At 72.9% G+C, this 19,145-nt stretch carries 19 protein-coding genes; 11 read left to right on the forward strand and 8 right to left on the reverse strand.

Translation table 11 applies throughout. The features are described from left to right. The first annotated feature begins 54 nt into the window (after positions 1-54). Positions 55-1,038 (forward strand): LuxR C-terminal-related transcriptional regulator, encoded by a 984-nt coding sequence (locus ACFQQI_RS02740; RefSeq protein ID WP_378557577.1) that lies wholly within the window; start codon positions 55-57, stop codon positions 1,036-1,038. Here ACFQQI_RS02740 and ACFQQI_RS02745 read toward each other — a convergent pair. Then, positions 1,035-1,922 (reverse strand): diacylglycerol/lipid kinase family protein, encoded by an 888-nt coding sequence (locus ACFQQI_RS02745; protein ID WP_378557580.1) that lies wholly within the window; start codon positions 1,920-1,922, stop codon positions 1,035-1,037. The genes ACFQQI_RS02740 and ACFQQI_RS02745 overlap by 4 nt on opposite strands. 112 nt (positions 1,923-2,034) lie before the next feature. Between ACFQQI_RS02745 and ACFQQI_RS02750 the strand changes: the two genes are divergently transcribed. Genes ACFQQI_RS02750 through purB form a run of 3 tightly spaced genes read left to right on the forward strand, consistent with a single transcriptional unit; the run spans position 2,035 to position 6,042 of the window. Continuing rightward, positions 2,035-3,333 carry an adenylosuccinate synthase gene (locus tag ACFQQI_RS02750; protein ID WP_378557583.1) on the forward strand — a complete coding sequence of 433 codons (1,299 nt, stop codon included), beginning with the start codon at positions 2,035-2,037 and terminating at the stop codon, positions 3,331-3,333. A gap of 10 nt (positions 3,334-3,343) precedes the next feature. Then, positions 3,344-4,618, forward strand: a complete 1,275-nt coding sequence (gene purD / locus ACFQQI_RS02755; RefSeq protein WP_378557586.1) for a phosphoribosylamine--glycine ligase — start codon at positions 3,344-3,346, stop codon at positions 4,616-4,618. Next, positions 4,615-6,042, forward strand: coding sequence for an adenylosuccinate lyase (purB, locus tag ACFQQI_RS02760; protein ID WP_378557589.1), 1,428 nt, complete (start codon positions 4,615-4,617; stop codon positions 6,040-6,042). The genes purD and purB overlap by 4 nt, the downstream gene beginning before the upstream one ends. On the opposite strand, the gene ACFQQI_RS02765 is transcribed toward purB, so the two are convergent. Continuing rightward, positions 6,039-7,598, reverse strand: a complete 1,560-nt coding sequence (locus ACFQQI_RS02765) for an acyl--CoA ligase family protein (RefSeq protein ID WP_378557592.1) — start codon at positions 7,596-7,598, stop codon at positions 6,039-6,041. The genes purB and ACFQQI_RS02765 overlap by 4 nt on opposite strands. An 85-nt stretch (positions 7,599-7,683) precedes the next feature. Here ACFQQI_RS02765 and ACFQQI_RS02770 point away from each other — a divergent pair, with 85 nt between their 5' ends. Both ACFQQI_RS02770 and ACFQQI_RS02775 read left to right on the forward strand, forming a co-directional pair. Further along, the gene (locus ACFQQI_RS02770) at positions 7,684-8,241 is read left to right on the forward strand and encodes an RNA polymerase sigma factor (protein WP_378557595.1); all 558 of its coding nucleotides are present in this window, start codon (positions 7,684-7,686) and stop codon (positions 8,239-8,241) included. Beyond that, positions 8,238-9,260: a hypothetical protein gene (locus tag ACFQQI_RS02775; protein ID WP_378557598.1), complete on the forward strand. Its 1,023-nt coding sequence runs from the start codon at positions 8,238-8,240 to the stop codon at positions 9,258-9,260. The genes ACFQQI_RS02770 and ACFQQI_RS02775 overlap by 4 nt, the downstream gene beginning before the upstream one ends. Here the strand turns inward: ACFQQI_RS02775 and ACFQQI_RS02780 are convergent. Then, on the reverse strand, positions 9,230-9,826 hold the full coding sequence (locus tag ACFQQI_RS02780) for a carboxymuconolactone decarboxylase family protein (protein ID WP_378557601.1): 597 nt from the start codon (positions 9,824-9,826) through the stop codon (positions 9,230-9,232). The genes ACFQQI_RS02775 and ACFQQI_RS02780 overlap by 31 nt on opposite strands. Beyond that, positions 9,823-11,268 (reverse strand): MFS transporter, encoded by a 1,446-nt coding sequence (locus tag ACFQQI_RS02785; protein ID WP_378557604.1) that lies wholly within the window; start codon positions 11,266-11,268, stop codon positions 9,823-9,825. Before ACFQQI_RS02785 ends, ACFQQI_RS02780 begins: the two co-directional genes overlap by 4 nt. A gap of 31 nt (positions 11,269-11,299) precedes the next feature. Here ACFQQI_RS02785 and ACFQQI_RS02790 point away from each other — a divergent pair, with 31 nt between their 5' ends. Then, on the forward strand, positions 11,300-11,575 hold the full coding sequence (locus ACFQQI_RS02790; RefSeq protein ID WP_378557607.1) for an acylphosphatase: 276 nt from the start codon (positions 11,300-11,302) through the stop codon (positions 11,573-11,575). On the opposite strand, the gene ACFQQI_RS02795 is transcribed toward ACFQQI_RS02790, so the two are convergent. After that, positions 11,572-12,186, reverse strand: coding sequence for a hypothetical protein (locus ACFQQI_RS02795; RefSeq protein WP_378557610.1), 615 nt, complete (start codon positions 12,184-12,186; stop codon positions 11,572-11,574). The two genes, ACFQQI_RS02790 and ACFQQI_RS02795, sit on opposite strands and share 4 nt — an antisense overlap. A gap of 59 nt (positions 12,187-12,245) precedes the next feature. Between ACFQQI_RS02795 and ACFQQI_RS02800 the strand changes: the two genes are divergently transcribed. From ACFQQI_RS02800 to ACFQQI_RS02815, 4 genes are all read left to right on the forward strand, one after another. Continuing rightward, positions 12,246-12,827, forward strand: coding sequence for an antibiotic biosynthesis monooxygenase (locus ACFQQI_RS02800; protein ID WP_378557613.1), 582 nt, complete (start codon positions 12,246-12,248; stop codon positions 12,825-12,827). 97 nt (positions 12,828-12,924) lie between these two features. Next, a complete protein-coding gene (locus ACFQQI_RS02805; protein WP_378557616.1) occupies positions 12,925-13,809 on the forward strand; it encodes a phosphoribosylaminoimidazolesuccinocarboxamide synthase in 885 nt (294 codons plus the stop codon). Continuing rightward, positions 13,803-14,183 carry an SRPBCC family protein gene (locus tag ACFQQI_RS02810; RefSeq protein WP_378557619.1) on the forward strand — a complete coding sequence of 127 codons (381 nt, stop codon included), beginning with the start codon at positions 13,803-13,805 and terminating at the stop codon, positions 14,181-14,183. The genes ACFQQI_RS02805 and ACFQQI_RS02810 overlap by 7 nt, the downstream gene beginning before the upstream one ends. Beyond that, positions 14,180-15,763 carry a long-chain fatty acid--CoA ligase gene (locus ACFQQI_RS02815; RefSeq protein WP_378557622.1) on the forward strand — a complete coding sequence of 528 codons (1,584 nt, stop codon included), beginning with the start codon at positions 14,180-14,182 and terminating at the stop codon, positions 15,761-15,763. The genes ACFQQI_RS02810 and ACFQQI_RS02815 overlap by 4 nt, the downstream gene beginning before the upstream one ends. Before the next feature lie 134 nt (positions 15,764-15,897). Here ACFQQI_RS02815 and ACFQQI_RS02820 read toward each other — a convergent pair whose 3' ends face one another. The 3 genes from ACFQQI_RS02820 to ACFQQI_RS02830 are packed head-to-tail and all read right to left on the reverse strand — an operon-like array spanning position 15,898 to position 19,092. Then, complete coding sequence (locus ACFQQI_RS02820) at positions 15,898-16,464, reverse strand: hypothetical protein (protein WP_378557625.1); 567 nt, start codon at positions 16,462-16,464, stop codon at positions 15,898-15,900. A 4-nt stretch (positions 16,465-16,468) separates the two neighbouring features. Next, on the reverse strand, positions 16,469-18,796 hold the full coding sequence (locus ACFQQI_RS02825) for a hypothetical protein (RefSeq protein WP_378557628.1): 2,328 nt from the start codon (positions 18,794-18,796) through the stop codon (positions 16,469-16,471). Then, the gene (locus ACFQQI_RS02830; protein ID WP_378557630.1) at positions 18,796-19,092 is read right to left on the reverse strand and encodes a hypothetical protein; all 297 of its coding nucleotides are present in this window, start codon (positions 19,090-19,092) and stop codon (positions 18,796-18,798) included. Before ACFQQI_RS02830 ends, ACFQQI_RS02825 begins: the two co-directional genes overlap by 1 nt. Between the last annotated feature and the right edge of the window lie 53 nt (positions 19,093-19,145).

The raw sequence follows: 19,145 nt of genomic DNA on the forward strand, positions 1-19,145 counted from the left end.
GTGACATCTCCCTGCCATAGGTAGCGAAGTGGCCGCTGGCACTAAGATGCCACCATGCCGCGTTCCACCACGCTGCTCGCCGCCCTCGGCCATCCGGTCGAGCTCGACCGGCTCTACCAGCGGCTGCGGCCGCAGTCCGGTCGCACGCTGGACCGGGTCGCGGCCGACATGCTCCGCAGCCGCACGGAGCTGCTCGCCGAGGTCGCGCCCCTGATCGAGGCCGGGGTGGTGCGCGTGGACGACACCCGTCTCGTGGTCGCGACGCCGGTCGAGGTGCTGCGCGGCGTCGTCGAGGCGCAGGCGGCGTACGCCGGTCGCGCCCAGCGGCTGCTCGCCGGCGTCGGCCCGGCGATCGAGGTGCTGGCCGCCGAGCAGCACCTGTCCAGCAGCGACGCGATCACCGAACCGGTGCGCGGCGAGATCTGGGTCGGCGGCGACGTGTTCGGACGGGTGCGAAGCCTGGTGCTGGACGCCGGGGCCGGCGGCGACCTCGCCTGGCTGCGCCCCGACCAGTGGCGCGGGCCGCGCGAGGACCGGATGATCGACCTGGTCGCCGAGGTCGTGGCCACCGGGTGCCGCTCCCGGGCGATCTATCCCGTGCGCGCGCTGCACGACGCCCCCGAGGTGCTGTCGGCCCGCGTGGCTGCCGGGGAGCAGATCCGGGTGCTCCCCGACCTCCCGACCCGGATGCTGATCGTCGGCGACACCCATGCCGTCCTCCCGGAGCCGCTGGGCGTGGCCGACCTGCCGCTGTCGGTCGTCCGGCAGCGCGGCGTGGTCGAGTCGATGCGGATGTGGTTCGAGGAGCTGTGGGGGCGGGCCGCGGTGCCCGTGCTCGAGGGCGCCGAGCCGCGGGTCGACCTGCGCCGCTTCCTGCTCGAGCAGCTCGCCGCCGGCGCCCACGACGAGCAGATCGCCCGCAAGCTCGGCCTGAGCCTGCGCACCGTGCGGCGCCGGGTCGCCGCGATGATGACCGAGCTCGGTGCGGACTCGCGGTTCCAGGCAGGGGTGGAAGCCGCGCGGCGTGGGTGGCTCTAGCCGCGCGGCAACAGGAAGTGGTACGCCGCCGGCTCCACGCGCCAGGAGCGCTGCCGCTCCGGCCCGTAGAGCTCGCCGTCGGCGCTGCACCAGAAGGGGCCGCCCGAGACGGAGACGCGCTCGCCGCGCAGGTAGGTCACGTCGTCGCGGTGGTGGTGGGTGGCGAAGCCGAGCCGCAGGCCGTAGAGCACCCGCGCCAGCGGTCCGGTCGACCGCGAGACCATCACGTCGAGCCGTCCGTCGAGCGGGTCGGCCTCGGGGGTGAGATGGGTGCCGCCGCCGACCGACGGGCCGTTGCCGACGGCCACCTGGAGCACGGGCTCGTCGACGTCGCACACGGCCTCGCCGTCGACCTCCACGTGCAGGCGCACGGTGGACGGGTTGATCGCCGTCATGGCGGCGCCGATCGGGTAGCCGATCCGCCCCAGCCGCTTCTTCCAGCGCTCGCCCCGCCGGCTGGCCTCGGCGCCGGCTCCGACGTGCACGCTGTTGACCACGACCTCGCCGACCTCGTCGACGACCAGGTCCATCGGCCGCGGCACGCCGTCGAGCACGACCCGCGCGGCCTCCTCGGGGTCGAGCGGGATGTCGGTGCCGCGGGCGAAGTCGTTGCCGGTGCCGAGCGGGACCAGGCCGAGCACGGCGTTCTTGAGCTCCCGGCGCCGGTGCAGCGCGGCCACGACGGCGTGCAGGCTCCCGTCGCCGCCCGCCACGACGATCCGGCGCGAGCCGGCGCGGTGCAGCACCCCGTCGAGCTCGCCGGGCTTGCTCGTCGAGGCGACCTCGACCGAGGCGCGTTCGCGGAGCACGGCGAGAGCCGCCGCCAGCCGCTCCTCGTCCGAGGTGCCGGCCTCGGAGTTCGTGATCACGAGAAGCGGGTCCACGAGGCGGACCATAGCCGACGCCGGATGGGCCCAAACCACCCTTTGGTAGCGTGTGGCCGCAAGAGCCCCGGTGCACTTGTGCCGGGGTTTTTCTTTTTCTAGGGAGCAGTGCATGCCGGCGATCGCCATCATCGGTGCCCAGTGGGGCGACGAGGGGAAGGGCAAGGCGACCGACCTCCTCGGCAGCCGCGTCGACCACGTCGTGAAGTTCAACGGCGGCAACAACGCGGGCCACACGGTCGTGATCACCGGCGACGACGGGAAGAGCGAGAAGTACGCGCTGCACCTGCTGCCGAGCGGCATCCTCACGCCCGGCTGCATCCCGGTCATCGGCAACGGCGTCGTCGTCGACCTCGCGGTGCTCTTCCACGAGCTGGAGGACCTCGAGGCCCGCGGCGTCGACACCAGCCGCCTGCGGATCAGCGCCAACGCGCACGTCATCGCCGACTACAACCGCACCCTCGACAAGGTGACCGAGCGGTTCCTGGGCTCACGCCGGATCGGGACGACGGGGCGCGGGATCGGCCCGACGTACGCGGACAAGATGAACCGGATCGGCATCCGCATCCAGGACATCTTCGACGAGAAGATCCTGCGCCAGAAGGTCGAGGGCGTCCTCGACCTCAAGGCCCAGGTCCTCACCAAGATCTACAACCGCCGGCCCGCCACCGTCGACGAGACCGTCGAGGAGCTGCTCGCCTTCGCCGACCGGCTCGCGCCGATGGTCTGCGACACGGGGCTGCTGCTCAACCAGGCGCTCGACCGCGGCGAGACCGTGCTCCTCGAGGCCGGCCAGGCGACGCTGCTCGACGTCGACCACGGCACCTACCCGTTCGTCACGTCGTCGTCGGCGACGTCCGGCGGCGCGTGCACCGGCTCCGGCATCCCGCCGACGCGGCTCGAGCAGGTCATCGGGATCGTCAAGGCCTACACCACGCGCGTCGGGGAGGGGCCGTTCCCGACCGAGCTCCACGACGACAGCGGCGAGCACCTGCGCAAGGTCGGCGCGGAGTACGGCACCACCACCGGTCGCCCCCGCCGGTGCGGCTGGTACGACGCGGTCATCGCCCGCTACGCCGCCCGGGTCAACGGCGTCACCGACTTCGTGCTCACCAAGCTCGACGTGCTCACCGGCCTGGAGCGGGTGCCCGTCTGCGTGGCGTACGACGTCGACGGCACCCGCCACGACGAGATGCCGGTCAACCAGACCGACTTCCACCACGCCGTACCGATCTACGAGTACCTCGACGGCTGGTGGGAGGACATCTCCGGTGCCCGCACGTTCGACGACCTGCCGGCCAACGCGCAGCGGTACGTCGAGGCTGTCGAGGCGATGTCGGGCGCCCGCATCTCGGCGGTCGGCGTCGGGCCGTCGCGCGACGCGACCGTCGTCCGCCACGAGCTGATCTGAGGTCGCCGTCGTGAGGATCCTCGTCATCGGAACCGGCGGCCGCGAGCACGCGCTGGCCCTGGCGCTGGCCCGGGACCCGGAGGTCGGCGAGGTGCACGCCGCACCGGGCAACCCCGGCATGGCGGCCGTCGCGACCCTGCACGACGTCGACGCGATGTCCGGTGCGTCCGTCGCCGACCTGGCCGAGTCGCTCGGCGTCGACCTCGTCGTCCCCGGCCCCGAGGCGCCGCTGGTCGCCGGGGTCGCCGACGCGGTGCGCGGGCGGGGGATCGCGGTCTTCGGGCCGTCGCAGGCCGCGGCGCGACTGGAGGGGTCGAAGGCGTTCTCCAAGGACGTGATGGAGGCGGCGGGCGTGCCGACGGCGCGGGCCCGCACGTGCGAGACGCCGGCCGAGGCGGAGGCCGCCCTCGACGAGCTCGGCGCGCCGTACGTCGTGAAGGACGACGCGCTCGCCGCCGGCAAGGGCGTGGTCGTGACCCGCGACCGCGCGGAGGCACTGGCGCACGCCACGGCCTGCGGACGCGTGGTGGTGGAGGAGTTCCTCGACGGTCCCGAGGTGTCGCTCTTCGCGATCTGCGACGGCACGGAAGCCTACGCCCTGCAGCCCGCCCAGGACTTCAAGCGGATCTTCGACGGCGGCCGCGGCCCGAACACCGGCGGCATGGGCTCCTACACGCCGCTCACCTGGGCGCAGCCCGACCTCGCCGAGGTCGTGCTCGACACGGTCGTCCGGCCGACGCTCGCCGAGATGTCGCGGCGCGGCGCGCCGTTCGTCGGGTGCCTGTACGTCGGGCTGGCGCTCACGGCGTCAGGGCCGCGCGTCATCGAGTTCAACGTCCGCTTCGGCGACCCCGACATCCAGCCGGTGCTGGCCGTGCTGGAGTCGCCGCTGGGAACGATGCTGGCCGCGGCCGCGGACGGGCGGCTCGCCGAGGTGCTGCCGCCCTCCTTCCGCGACGCCGCCGCGGTCACCGTCGTCCTCGCCTCCGCGGGCTACCCGGAGTCGTCGTCGAAGGGCGACGTCATCACCGGCGTCGACGCAGCGGGCGCGCGTGACGACGTCGACGTGATCCACGCCGGCACCTCGCTCTCGGGCGACGACCTGGTCACGGCGGGCGGCCGCGTGCTCGCCGTACGCGCCCTCGGCACCGACGTCGCCGACGCGCGATCCAAGGCGTACGCCGCCGCGGACCTGATCACGTTCGACGGCCTCCAGCGCCGCACCGACATCGCGTCCGAGCCCCTCGGCGTCGTCGAGGGTGCGTCGGTGAGCATGGGAGAATGAGGCACGTGACTGTGCCCAACATCCTGGCCACCCGCTACGCCTCCGCCGAGCTCGCGCGGATCTGGTCGCCGGAGCACAAGATCGTGCTCGAGCGGCAGCTGTGGATCGCCGTGCTGGAGGCGCAGCGTGACCTCGGGATCGACGTTCCTGAAGGCGTGGTCGAGGCGTACCGCGACGTGGTCGACAAGGTCGACCTCGAGTCGATCGCGGCCCGGGAGCGGGTGACCCGCCACGACGTGAAGGCGCGGATCGAGGAGTTCTCCGCGCTCGCCGGGCACGAGCACATCCACAAGGGCATGACCTCGCGCGACCTGACCGAGAACGTCGAGCAGCTCCAGGTGCGCCAGAGCCTCGCGCTCGTCCGCGACCGCGCGGTCGCCGCGCTCGCCCGGCTGGGCCGGCTGGCCGCCGAGCACGAGACCACCGTGATGGCCGGCCGCTCCCACAACGTGGCCGCCCAGGCGACCACGCTCGGCAAGCGGTTCGCGACGATCGCCGACGAGATGCTGATCGCGGTCGACCGCGTCGAGGACCTGCTGGCGCGCTACCCGCTGCGCGGCATCAAGGGCCCGATGGGCACCGCGCAGGACATGCTCGACCTGCTCGACGGAGACGCGTCGAAGCTCCAGCAGCTCGAGGAGCGGGTGGCCCGTCACCTCGGCTTCGAGCGCGTGCTGACCAGCGTCGGCCAGGTCTACCCGCGCAGCCTCGACCTCGACGTCGTCAGCGCCCTGGTGCAGCTGGTCTCCGGACCGTCCAACCTCGCGACCACGATCCGCTTGATGGCGGGCAACGAGCTGGTCACCGAGGGCTTCCAGGAGGGCCAGGTCGGGTCCTCGGCGATGCCCCACAAGATGAACAGCCGCTCCGCCGAGCGGGTCAACGGGCTCTCCGTCGTGCTCCGCGGCCACCTGTCGATGGTCAGCGAGCTCGCGGGCGACCAGTGGAACGAGGGCGACGTCTCCGACTCCGTCGTACGCCGGGTCGCGCTGCCCGACGCGTTCTTCGCCGCCGACGGCCTCTTCGAGACGTTCCTGACGATCCTCGACGAGTTCGGCGCGTTCCCGGCGGTGATCCAGCGCGAGCTCGACCGCTACCTGCCGTTCCTGGCGACCACCAAGGTGCTGATGGCCGCGGTCCGCAACGGCGTCGGCCGCGAGGCGGCGCACGAGGCGATCAAGGAGGCCGCCGTCGGCACGGCCCTCGACATGCGGAAGGGGCGGGCCGACAACGACGTCTTCGCGCGCCTCGCCGCCGACGAGCGCCTCGGCCTGACCGCGGACCAGCTCGCGACCCTGGTGGCGGAGCCGATCACGTTCACCGGCGCGGCCGTCGACCAGGTCGAGCTCGTCGTACGCCGGGTCGCGGAGGTCACCGCCCGCCACCCCGAGGCAGCGGCGTACTCGCCCGGCTCGATCCTCTAGGACCCCGCGAGGTCGGCCGCCCGTCGGCGGAGGACGTTCTTGCGGATCTTGCCGGTCGACGTGCGGGGCAGCTCCTCGACGACGACCCGCTTGGGCACCTTGAACCCCGCGAGGCGCTCGCGCGCGAACGCCAGCAGCTCGGCGGCGTCCAGGTCGCGCCCGGCACGCACGGTGACGAACGCGACGGGCACCTCGCCCCAGCGCTCGTCGGGCATGGCGACCACGGCAGACTCGATGACGGCGGGGTGGGCGTCGAGGACCTGCTCGACCTCGACCGACGCGATGTTCTCGCCGCCGGAGATGATGATGTCCTTGCTGCGATCGCGGATCTCGACGTAGCCGTCGGGGTGCATGACGCCGAGGTCTCCGGTGAGGAAGCAGCCGGAGCGGGTGACGGCCGCGGTCGCCTCGTCGTCGCGGTAGTAGCCGAGCATCAGGTCGTTGCCGCGCGCCGCGATCTCGCCGATCGTGCGACCGTCGGCCGGTACGTCGGCGCCCTCGACGTCCAGCACGCGCAGCGGCCGGGCGATGATGTTGCCGATGCCCTGCCGGGCCCGCAGCCGGGAGCGCCGGTCGGCGTCGAGGTCGTCCCACTCGGCCTGCCACTCGTTGATCGCGATCGGGCCGAACGTCTCGGTGAGGCCGTAGAGGTGCGTGACGTCCATGCCGAACGGCTCGAGCCTCGCCAGCAGTGCCGGGGACGGCGGCGACCCGCCCGTGTCGACGTGCACCCGCCGCTCGAGCGGACCGGCGTCGGCGTGCTCGCCGATCATCGTCAGCACCGTCGGGGCGGCGCTGAAGTGCGTGACGCCCTCGGCGCGCAGCAGGCGCCAGATCTCGCCGGGATCCACCGCCCGCAGGCAGACGTGGGTGCCACCCGCGGCGGTGACGGCCCAGGTGAAGCACCAGCCGTTGCAATGGAACATCGGCAGCGTCCACAGGTAGCGCGACTCCGTGCCGAGCCGGGCGTGGTAGGCCATGGCGACCGCCTGGAGCGCCGCCCCGCGGTGGTGGTACATCACGCCCTTGGGGCGCCCGGTGGTGCCGGACGTGTAGTTGATCGCGAGCAGCTCGTGCTCCTCCACCTCCACCCGGTCGGCGGCGTCCCCGGAGTGCTCGGCCAGCGCGGTCTCGTACGGCGACCCGCCGCCGGCCGCCACCAGCACCGGGATGCGGGCGCGCTCGCCGAGCCGCGTCGCGAGCTCGGCGTACTCCTCGGTGGCGACCAGCAGCCGCGGCTCGGAGTGGCCGACGATGTAGGCCATCTCGTCCGCGGTCAGCCGGATGTTGAGGGACACCAGCGCCGCGCCGCGGGCGGGCACGGCGTGGTGCAGCTCGAGCATCACGTGGCTGTTCGCGCACAGCGCGGCGACCCGGTCGCCACGCCCGACGCCGTGGCCGGCGAGCGTCGAGACGAGCCGCGCGCACCGGTCAGCGAAGTCCCGGTACGTCAGCCGGACCGCGCCGTCGACCACCGCCGTCCGGTCGGCGAACGAGGCTGCGCCTCGGTCGAGGAACGCGGCTGGAGTCAGCGGCGCGAAGGTGAAGTCGGCCATGGGCTCCTCTCGTCCGTGCCGAGCATGGCAGTATTCGTCCGCGATCGCCTGCAACGCACGGCATGCTGCCGGACATGGAGCAGTCATGAGCGAGGGGCGCGAGGAGACCTTCCGGCGGCTGTACTCGAGCCACTTCGACGCGGTGCTCGGGTTCGCGGTACGCCGCACCGATCGGCCCGAGGACGCCGCGGACGCCACCGCGGAGACGTTCCTCGTGGCGTGGCGGCGCCTCCAGCACGTGCCGACGGGGCCGGACCAGCGCCCGTGGCTGTACGGCGTGGCGCGCCGCGTGCTCGCCAACCAGCGGCGCGGTGAGCGGCGGCGCTCCTCCCTCGGCGACCGGCTGCGCCGCGAGCTCGCCGCCGCGATGCCCGACCCCGCCGACGACGTCGTGCAGCGCGCGGACGTCACCGCCGCGATGCGCCGCCTGAGCGCACGCGACCAGGAGGTGCTCGAGCTGCACCTGTGGGAGGGGCTCGAACCGCGCGAGATCGCCGAGGTGCTCGGGCTGACCACGGTCGTCGTGCGCCCGCGGCTGTCACGCGCCCGCGCCCGGCTCCGCGAGCTCCTCGGCAACGATCCGGAGCCGTCCGGACATCACTCCTCCAGACGCCCCCAGCTCGCCCGGAAGGAGCAGCCGTGAACCCCCGCCTCACCGACGACGCCGTGGCCGACCTGCCGCTCCACCGCGGGCGGGCCGAGCTCCTGGAGGAGATCATGCGCACTCCCGTCCTCGACGACAGCCCGGTCACCGACATCGCCCACGCGCGTCGCCGCGCCTGGCTCGCGCCCGTGATCGCGGCCGCCGTGGTCGCGCTCCTCGCCGCGACCACCGCCTGGTGGGCCGGCCGCCCCGACGCCACCCCGGAGCCGCAGCCGCCCGTCGCGAGCGACCCGGCCGACTTCCGCGCCGTGCTGGACGCGGAGGGCTGGACGGTCGACAACGCCTACGCCGACCGGGACTTCGGGGAGGTCTCCTACGCGAGCGGCGACCGCTACCTCGAGATCAGCTGGTACCCCGCCGACGCCTACGACTCCTACATCGTGGACCGGCGGCACATCACCGAGCCGCCCCGCGACGGCGAGCCCATCGAGGTGCTCGGCCTCGGCGCACAGACCTGGGCGTACAGCGCCACCGACCACACCGCGATCCGCGAGATCCAGGCCGGCCACTGGCTCGAGATCCGTGCCGGCGGCATGGGCGAGGCGGCGTACCGCGAGCTGCTCGGGCACCTCCGGCTGGTCGACAAGGCCGGGTTCGAGGCCGCGATGCCGGCGTCGTTCGTCGACAGCTCGGAGCGCCAGGCGACGATCGAGTCGATGCTCGCGGCCATCGGCGAGTACGTCGACCCGGTGTTCCCGGAGGGCAGCCAGCGCGTGGGGGTCTCGTCGGACGAGACCGATCCCTACCACCTCGGCGCCGACGTCGCCGGCGCCGTCGCCTGCGAGTGGCTCGCCGACTTCGAGGCCGCGAGCGAGGCGGGCGACCAGGCCCGCGCCGACCGCGCAGCCGAGGCCCTGGCCACGTCGCGCCAGTGGCCCGTGCTGCAGGAGATGGCCGCGACCGGTGAGTACCCCGACGTGATCTGGGACTTCGCGCGACAGGTCGGGCGGGGGCAGGTGCCCGAGGGCTACGCCGACGCGCTGGGCTGCGCGGGCTGACGACCCCAGGTCACCACCCGGAGCACCTCCGGCGGCGCCTCGGCGCACAGCTGCTCGTCGGGCAGTGCCCCGAGCGCGTCGTTCACGGTCGAGAACGCCACGCGGAGCGCGACGTAGGCGGTGATCGCGAAGATCCTCGCGTCGTCGTACCCGTGCTCGCGCAGGCTCTCGACGTCCGACGCGGCCGTGGCGTTGGGGTCGGCGGCGAGCAGCCGGGCCCACTGGGCCAGCGCCCGCTCCGCCTCGGTCAGCCCCTCGTCCGCGCCCGTCAGGACGGCGGCGGCGACGTCCTGACCGGCCTCGCGGCCGAGCCGCGCACCCCAGGCGATCGCGCAGTAGGAGTCGCCCAGCGTGGAGGCGCACGCGGTCACGAGGATCCCCTTCTCGCGCATCGTCAGCCCGGCGTTCTCGGCGACCGCGCGGACCAGGCCGCCGAACGCATGGTTGGCGTCGGGGTCGTGCGCCCAGACCCGGCTCAGGTTCATCACGTACCCGTCGGACTCGACGTCACCGTCGTAGATCGCCCGGACCCGCGGCGTCATCTCCGGCTCGCTCAGGAAGGTCATGCCTCAGTGTGCTGGCGCAGTGCGCGCACGGCCATCACCAATGAGGCGGAGAGCAGCACGAACCCGGTCATCAGCGCCGCGCGCAGGCCGGCGCCTCCGCCGTGCGCCGTGGTCGTGAGGTGGTAGACGCTCATGGCGAGCGCGGCGCCGATCGACGCGCCCATGCGCTGGCCGGTCTGTAGCGCGCCGCCGGCTGCGCCGCCCATCCGGGGCGGCACGTCCTCGAGCGAGAGCGTCATGTTCGGCGAGACGACTCCGCCTCCGCCCAGCCCGGCGACGAACATCGCCGGCACCGCTGCGGCCCACAGCCCGCCACCGGTGGCGGGCGGGACCAGCGCTGCGACGAGGACGACACCGGTCATCATCACCGCCAGGGCAGTCACGGTCACCTTCCGGTGCAGGTCGGAGACGACCCGTCCCGAGAGCGGCGCGGTGATCGCGGAGCCGATCGCGAACGGGCACATCAGCAGACCGGCCTGCAACGGCGAGAGCCCGGCCTCCTGCTGGAAGTAGACCGAGAGCACCAGCAGGAAGCCCGTGAAGCCGGTGAAGTAGAGCGTGCCGACCGCCACTCCGTTGGCGTAGCCCGGTGTACGCCGCAGCAGGCCGATGTCGAGAAGCGGGGCACCGCCGGTGCGGACCAGCCGTCGCTCGCGGCGGACGAACGCCCACGCGAGCGGGACGACCCCGACGAGCAGGAGCAGGGGCAGCAGGTCGCCGCCCTGGATCGCCACCGTCGGAAGCAGGACGCACAGCACGGCGGCGCCCAGGAGCGCCGCGCCGGTGAGGTCCAGCCGCGCCCCGGTCTCGCGCTGGTCGCGCGGCCGTTGCGGGACCATCCGGACCACGGCGATCATCGCGAGCACGCCGATCGGGATGTTGACCAGGAAGATGTAGCGCCATCCGTGCTCCTCCCCGAACGCCGCGATGATCAGCCCTCCGAGCACCGGTCCGGTTGCCGACGAGATCGACACGACGAGGCCGAAGAGGCCGAACGCGCGCGCCCGCTCCCGGCCACGGAAGAGCTGCTGGATCAGGCCGGAGTTCTGGGGCGTCAGCAGCCCGGCGCTCGCGCCCTGCGCCAGCCGGCCGGCGACGACCCAGGTCGCGTCGGGGGCGAACCCGACGAAGCCGCTGGCCACGATGAAGCCCGCGAGCCCGACCAGCATCATCCGCCGTCGCCCGAGGGCGTCGCCGAGCCGTCCGCCGGTCACGAGGGTGAGGCCGAATGCCAAGGCATAGCCGGACACCACCCACTGCACGGTCGCGGGCGAGGTCCCCAGCCCGTCCTGGATCGACGGGATGGCGACGTTGACGATCGTGACGTCCAGGAGCGCCATGAACCCGATGACGAGCGACACTCCGAAGATGCGCCAGCGATGGGGGTGCGGCTGCTCGGTCCGGGCGTCCTCCTCAGGGTTCGCCACGGGTTCCTCGGTCACCCCGACGACGTTCCCCGGGCATCATGGTGGCATGCCCGAGAACCGTGTCGTCGACGTCGTCGTGACCGGCCGCGTGCAGGGAGTCTCGTTCCGCTTCCACACCGAGCGCACCGCGAGCCGGCTCGGCGTGACGGGGTGGGTGAGCAACGAGCCCGACGGCTCCGTCGCGGCGCACCTGGAGGGTGAGCCGGAGGCCGTCGACGCCATGCTCGGCTGGCTGCACCGCGGCCCGGCGCTGGCGTCGGTCGACCGGGTCGAGGTCACGCCGGCGATGCCGACGGGGACCAGGTCGTTCGAGGTGCGCTAGGCGCGTGCGTGGCCGCCCCAGTTGGCGAGCTTCGTCGCGACCGTGTGCAGGTCGGCGCGCCACACCTCTGCGTCGACCGGCGGCAGGATGTCGTCCCACTCGACGGCGTACGAGCCCTTGATCTGGCTGAACCCCTCCGGCCGGGCGACGAACCACACGTGGAAGTGCGAGCACCCGTCGCCCCAGCGGTTGACGTGCACGCGGCCGATGTGCGGCAGGCCCTGCATGATCCGGACCAGCCGGTTGGCCATCCGCCCGAACTCCGAGGCCTGGTCGTCGTCGAGGTCGCCGGTGTCGAGGTGCTCGCGGGTCCACAGCGTGAGCACCAGCGGCAGTCCGGTGGGCTCCTCGCTGCGGGTGAGGACCCAGCGCTCGTCCTCCCAGATGATGCGGTCCGACCCGAAGCCGGCGCAGGCCCAGCACGGGCGACCGCCGTCCTCGCCCTCACGGGGGGCCTCGGGGCCGGGGGCCTCGAGCGGCTTGGGCACGACCGCGCCGTCGACGACGTCCCACGGGAAGATGTCCCACCCGGACATGTCGGGCGCGGGCAGCCGGCCGTCGGCAGCGATGGCGAGGACGCGGGCGTGGAACTCGGATGCAGGCTCCGGCATGGCCACAACTCTGCCAGTCCGACTTGCGCCGACGGGCGGCACCCCCGGACGATCGCCCGATGGGCAGCCCCGTCACCGTGTCGATCACCCGGACCGTCAGCCCCGGCCACCACGACGAGATGGTGGCCTGGATCCGCGCGGGCTCGGCGCTCGCCGCGCGCTTCGACGGCTTCCTCGGCTCCGGGTGGGTGCGGCCGGCGACGCACTCCGAGGAGTGGCACATGCTCTACCGCTTCGCGGACGACGACTCGCTCGCGGTGTGGGAGGCCTCGCCGCAGCGACAGTGGTGGCTGGGCGCCGCCCAGGGACTGGTCGGCGAGTCCCGGGTCGAGCGCCGGACCGGCATCGAGGGCTGGTTCGACCCGCCCGCGGCGTACGACGAGGAGGACCTGCGCCCGCCGGCTCCGGCGCCGCCCCGGTGGAAGCAGGCCTGCACGATCTTCCTGGTGTTCTTCCCGCTGAGCCTGCTCGCCAACTGGGCCGCCGGCCACACGATCGGCGACTGGCCGCTGCCGCTGCGGGTGCTCGCCAGTGTGGTCGTGCTGACGCCGGTGATGACCTACCTCGCCCTGCCGTGGGTCACGAAGCGGATGGAGTGGTGGCTGCAGGGTCGGCCCGCGCCCTGGCGGACCGGTGGTTGAGCAGGTCGTGAAGCAACCGTCTCGAAACCACGGTGGTTTCGAGACAGGCGCCAGGGCGCCTTCCTCAACCACCGTGGTGCGCCCCTAGAGTGGGACCGTGCCCGCGCTGAACATCCCGCCCGCGCCCGCCGTCGAGGGCACCACCCACCTCCACTCCGGCAAGGTGCGCGACCTCTACGAGCTGCCGAACGGCGACCTGCTGATGGTCGCCAGCGACCGGATCTCGATCTTCGACTTCGTGCTCGACACGACGATCCCGGACAAGGGCGAGATCCTGACCCGGATGTCGCTGTGGTGGTTCGACCAGCTCGCCGACCTGGTCCCCAACCACGTCATCTCCACCGACGTCCCCGACCAGGTGCGCGGCCGCGCGGTCGTCTGCGAGCGGCTCGCGATGTACCCCGTCGAGTGCGTGGCCCGCGGCTACCTCACCGGCTCCGGCCTCCTCGACTACCGCGCGACGGGTGAGGTGTGCGGGATCGCCCTGCCCGCCGGCCTCGAGGACGGCAGCCGGCTGCCCGAGGCGATCTTCACGCCCGCGACCAAGGCCGAGCTCGGCGACCACGACGAGAACGTCTCGTACGACGCCGTCGTGTCGACCGTCGGCGCCGACCGGGCCGTGGAGCTGCGCGAACTGACACTGCGCGTCTACGCCCGGGCCGAGTCGATCGCGCGCGAGCGCGGCATCATCCTGGCCGACACCAAGCTCGAGTTCGGTGCCCGCCCCGACGGCACCACCGTGCTCGCCGACGAGGTGCTCACGCCCGACTCGTCCCGCTTCTGGCCGCTCTCCGAGTGGCAGCCGGGCCGCGCGCAGCCGTCGTACGACAAGCAGATCGTGCGCAACTGGGCGCTCTCCCTGGAGTCCGGGTGGGACCGCGCGTCGGGCGAGGCCCCGCCGCCGCTGCCGGACGAGGTCGTCGAGCGCACCCGCGCCCGCTACCTCGAGGCCTACGAGCTGCTCACCGGAGAGCGTTGGTAACGGTCTCCTTCCCCGCTCCCCGTGAGGTCGCGTTCGACTACCTCGCGGACCCGAGGAACCGGCCCGGCTGGCAGTCGAGCCTCGCGCGCGTCGAGGAGGTCGTCGGCGACGTGGGCGTCGGCCAGACCTGGATCGACGTGACGCGGCCCGGCCTGCGGCCCCGGATGGAGACCACCGAGCTCGACCGGCCGCGCCGCTGGACCGAGCGCGGCTCCTGGCGCCGCATCGTCGTGACCCTGACGCTGACGTTCGCCGAGACCGCGACCGGATGCGACGTCACGGCCACGATCGCGGCACCGCGACCGCTGCGGCTGCTGGCGCGGTGCGCCGTCCGCGCCGACCTGCGCCGCGCTGCGAGTACGTTCTCCCCATGACGACGTACAACCTGGCCAGCCTCCTCGAGGACAGCGCGGCGACGTACCCCGACCGGGCTGCGATCGTCTTCGGCGAGCGCCGGCTGTCGTACGCCGAGGTGAACACCTTCGCCAACATGGTCGCGGGGCTGCTCGCCGCGCGCGGCATCCGGCCGGGCGACAAGGTCGCGCTGACCTGCCCGAACCTGCCCTACTTCACGATCGTCTACTACGGCATCCTCAAGGCCGGCGCGACCGTGGTGCCGCTCAACGTGCTGCTCAAGGGCCGCGAGGTCGCCTACCACCTCGGCGACTCCGACGCGAAGGCCTACTTCTGCTTCCAGGGCACCCCCGAGCTGCCGATGGGCGAGGAGGGGTACGCCGGCTTCCGGCAGACCGACGGCTGCGAGCACTTCTTCATGATCACGGCGGACCTCGCGGCGCCGTCCCCGATCGAGGGCACCGAGACCATGGCGCAGGCGATGGGCGGCCAGGCGGCCGAGTTCGAGACCGTCGCCACCGACGAGGACGACACCGCGGTCATCCTCTACACCTCCGGCACCACCGGCCAGCCCAAGGGCGCGGAGCTGCGGCACCGCAACATGCGCGACAACGCGCTGTCGGGCGCGGCCCTCTTCGGCGCCGGCGCCGACAACCCGGACACCTACCTCTGCGTGCTGCCGCTCTTCCACTCCTTCGGCCAGACGGTCTGCCAGAACGGCGGGTTCGCGTATGGCGGCACGGTCGTGATGCTCCCTCGCTTCGAGGCCCGGCCGGCGCTCGACGTCATGAAGCAGGAGCAGATCACGTTCTTCGCCGGCGTCCCGACGATGTACTGGGGCCTGCTCGGCGCGCTCGAGGACGCTCAGGCCGACGGCCTCGACGTCGCCGAGGTCGCGCGCAACCTGCGGGTCGCCGTCGCCGGCGGCTCGGCGCTGCCGGTCGAGGTGCACAAGGAGTTCGAGAAGCGCTTCGGCGTCACGATCCTCGAGGGCTACGGCCTCTCGGAGACCTCGCCCGTCGCGTCGTTCTCGGCGCACGGCGAGCCCGTGCGGGTCGGCTCGATCGGCGTGCCGATCCCGGGCGTGGAGATGAAGCTCATCGACCCCGCGTCGACGTCGGGGGAGTGGCGCGACGTCGAGGGCGCCGACGAGATCGGCGAGATCGCGATCAAGGGCCACAACATCATGAAGGGCTACTACGACCGCCCCGACGCGACCGCCGAGGCCATCAACGACGGATGGTTCCGCTCCGGCGACCTGGCCCGCCGCGACGAGGACGGCTGGTACTACATCGTCGACCGGTCCAAGGACATGATCATCCGCGGCGGCTACAACGTGTACCCGCGCGAGATCGAGGAGGTCCTGATGACCCACCCGGCGGTCTCGCTGGCCGCGGTCATCGGTGTGCCGCACGAGAGCCACGGCGAGGAGATCAAGGCCGTGGTGATCAAGGCACCGGGGGCGGAGGTCACCGAGGACGAGCTGGTCGCGTGGGGCAAGGAGCAGATGGCGGCGTACAAGTACCCGCGCGTCGTGCAGTTCGTCGACGCCCTGCCGATGACCTCGACCGGCAAGATCCTGAAGCGGGAGCTCAGCTGACCACGGGTGACGTCGGGCCGGCGGTGGCTGCGGCTCGGTTTGACCCGGCCGGAGCCGAGCCTGATCCACCGCCGCCCGCACGCGCGGCCCGCCGCCCCGGTCGGGCGCGATCCTGAGCGGGTCGGTGGTGGGAGCTACTCGCTCAGCTCCACCTCGGCGGCACGGTCCAGGGCGGCGCCGAGCAGGTCCGCGACGTCGACCTCGGGCTCGCCCCCGCCGGTGTGGGTGACCGTCACCGAGACGATGCGGTCGTCGTCGGCGGGCGCGAGGGCCTGGAAGGCGACGTCGTCGCCGGTGGTGCTGCCGCTGAAGCCGACCGCGCCCTCGGGCAGGCCGTCGGTGATCGCGGTGACGTCGCCCTTCTCGACGCACGCCGCCACCGCCTCGTCGACGGCGGCGAGCGCGCCGTCGACGTCGCCGTACCGCTGGGCCGGCACGAAGAGCGAGGCCGTCACGACGTCGCCGGACGCGAGCGTGTAGGACTTCGTCAGCGGCTCGGGCCCGTCGGGGTCCGGGATGCCGATCGACGGGATCCGGGTGGTCAGCTCCGAGCAGGTGGTCGCCGTCGGCTGGCCGTTGTCGAAGGTCGTGGTCGACTCGACCTCGGGCAGGTCGTCGTCCGTCAGCAGGGTCGGGTCCTCGTCATCGGAGCAGCCGACGAGCGCCAGCGCGGCCACGAGCGCGACCAGCGCGAGGCGCACCCGCCTAGTCACTGGTGTCGCCGTAGTAGTCCAGGAACGCGTCCTTGTAGGACGTCTCCAGGTCCATGTTGGTCACGTAGCCCGACGCCACCGACATCGCGCTCTGGGCGTACGCCGAGCGGTCCTCGGGCGGGATGTCGGCGATGTCGATGAGGCCGCCGCTCTCGGTGCGCCAGGTCTGCGGGATCTCGGACTCGGGGATCACGCCGGCCTCGGCCAGCGCGTGGAAGGTGCCGAGCTTGGCCTGGGTGACGCCGTACGACGCCCGCGTCTCGGCCTCGCGGGTCGCGTCCTCGGTCTGCGACATCGCGTCGCCGAGGGCGCCCGTCCCGAGGTCGACGCCCTGGCCCCACGCGGCGTCGAGGGCCCGGCTGCCGAGCTCGCCGACGACGTCGGCGCCCGGCAGCGGCACCAGGCCGGCCGCCTCGCCGATCAGGTCGGAGAAGGCCTGGACCCGGGCGTCGTGCTCCTGGGCGTCGCCGATCTCGACGGAGCCGACGGCCCACTCGGCCAGCCCCTGCAGGTTCGCCGAGCGCTCCAGCGAGTCGCGCAGCTGGTTGCCGAGCCGGTAGTCGTCGGGGTCGTCGGCCATCTGGACGGCGGCACCGTTGATCTGCTGCTGCTGGAATCCGCCGATGCCCTCCGCGATGCTGGTGGCGCCGTCGTCGGTGCTGACCGCGACCTGCATGAGCTCCTCGAGGTCGCCGGCGAACAGCCGGGGGTAGTGCTCGGCGGTGCCGAGGAAGGCGTCCTCGAAGGGCACGGCGCCCGGCTCGCCCTCGCCCGGCGCCCGCAGCGCGGCGTCCATCGCCGGCGTGTAGTGCTTCATGAGCTCGGCGAGGTGCGGCGAGCCGGCCTCGGCGTTCTCGATGCTGAAGGACTCGTTGCCGGCGATGCCGTGGAAGAAGCGCGAGACCAGCTCGGCCTGCTGCTCGGGGTGCTGGGCGTTGACACCCTCGTCGGTGCCGACGCCCTCGGCCAGCTGCGTGATGCCCTCGAACCCGTCGGCCTCCCAGTTGCGCTCCTGGAAGTAGTAGTCCTGGCGCTCGGGGTCGTCGGTGAGGAACTGGTAGCCGTCCTCGGGGTGCGACCCGAGGTTGCCCAGGGCCGCCGCCATCGGGTCGTCGTACCAGCCGTCGTACTCGTCGTCGGCGGTCAGCGGGCTGTGCCCGTTGTGGCCGTACCAGTACTCCGCGCCGAGGTCGTTGCCGGACCGCTCGAACTCGTCGAGCTGCTCGGCCACCCCGCGCACCAGGTCGCCGTCGAGGCTGTGGTCCTCCATCAGGTAGGTGAGGATCGACGCGCCGCTGCCGCTGTAGTGGGGGTAGCGCTCCTCGAACGCGTCGCGCTGCTCGTCGGAGAGCTGCCAGGTCGCGTGCCGGACCAGGTCCTCGCCGAAGCCGTGGTCGTCGAACGAGGTGTCCTCGCCGGCGGTGGCGAGGGTGCGTCGCATGTCCGCGGCCAGGTCCGCCACCTTGTCGGGGTCGGTGCCGCCGAGGCGCAGGTAGCTCTCGATGCTGCCGAGGGTGGCGACGGTGCCGTCGGCGCCGAGGTCCTCGTAGAGCGAGGACGCGATCTCCGGGTCGCCGCCGTAGGAGTCCAGCAGGGTCGACAGCCGGTCGACGGTCTCGTCGTCGAGGTCGAAGTCATCGTCGTTGACCTCGCTGTCGAGCAGGTCGGAGAGGCCCTGGCCGAGCTCGTGCTTGAGCGGGTCGGGGAGGCTCGGCACGAGGATGGCGGCGAGGTCGGGGTGGTCGAGCAGGTAGTCGACCTGCTCCTCGGTGGTCAGGCCGCGGAGCGCGTCGGGCACGTCCTGGTCGCCGAGGCCGCCGCCGGCGTCGACGTCGCTCGTACGGGCCGACCGCAGCGAGGCGGCCAGGGCGCTGTCGGCCTCGGCCGCGTTGGTGAGCGCGTCGGTGATGGCCTGGGCGATCTCGTCGGCGACCCCCTGGGCGTCGGCCCGCTCGTCCGCGTCGGTGTAGGTGCGGTTGCTGGTCACCGCGCCGGTCGACGACACGGTGAAGCCGTTGGTGCTGGCCCGGGAGAGGGCGTCGTCGAGCATCGTGCGGGCGCTGCGGACCTGGCCGCTCGCGGTGTCGAGGGCGGAGATGACCATGTTGAGCTCGGCGACCTGGTCGGTCAGCCGGGTGGCGAGCTGGTCGTGGTCCTGCTCGGCGTACACCGACGCGCCGCCGACCCAGGACGACGGCGGCCGGCCGGCGTCCACCTCGTCCGCGAGATCGGTGAGAGTGCCGCGGCGGGTGTGGAGCTCGTCGGCGACGACGCCGAGACGGTCGGCGTCCCACTCCTTGAGCTGGTCGATGGTGACCATCACATGCCCTCCCGCGCGAGGCGCTCCATGCGCGCGGCCTGGGCCAGGTCGGTCTCGACCCAGTCGTCGGCGTGCCGGCGCAGGGCGGCGACGTGGGTGGTGCCGTCGCTGACCCAGCTCTGGTACGCCGTGCGCCAGGTCTCGGTGAGGGACGTCGCTGCCCCTGCGCTCTGGCTCCCCGGGAGCGCCGTGCTCACGGCGTTCACCCCGGTCGGGATGTTGGCGTCGACCGCGGTGACCGCGGCCTCCATCTTGTCCGCAGCTGCACGGATTTCCTGCGGGACGATCTCGGTCATCACGGCCCCCGAAGCGGATGTTCCTCTGGTCGGGGACCTCATTCCCAGACCGC

Origin of the sequence: Nocardioides sp. GCM10030259, from assembly GCF_042666375.1 — a bacterium.
Classification (GTDB): Bacteria; Actinomycetota; Actinomycetes; order Propionibacteriales; family Nocardioidaceae; genus Nocardioides.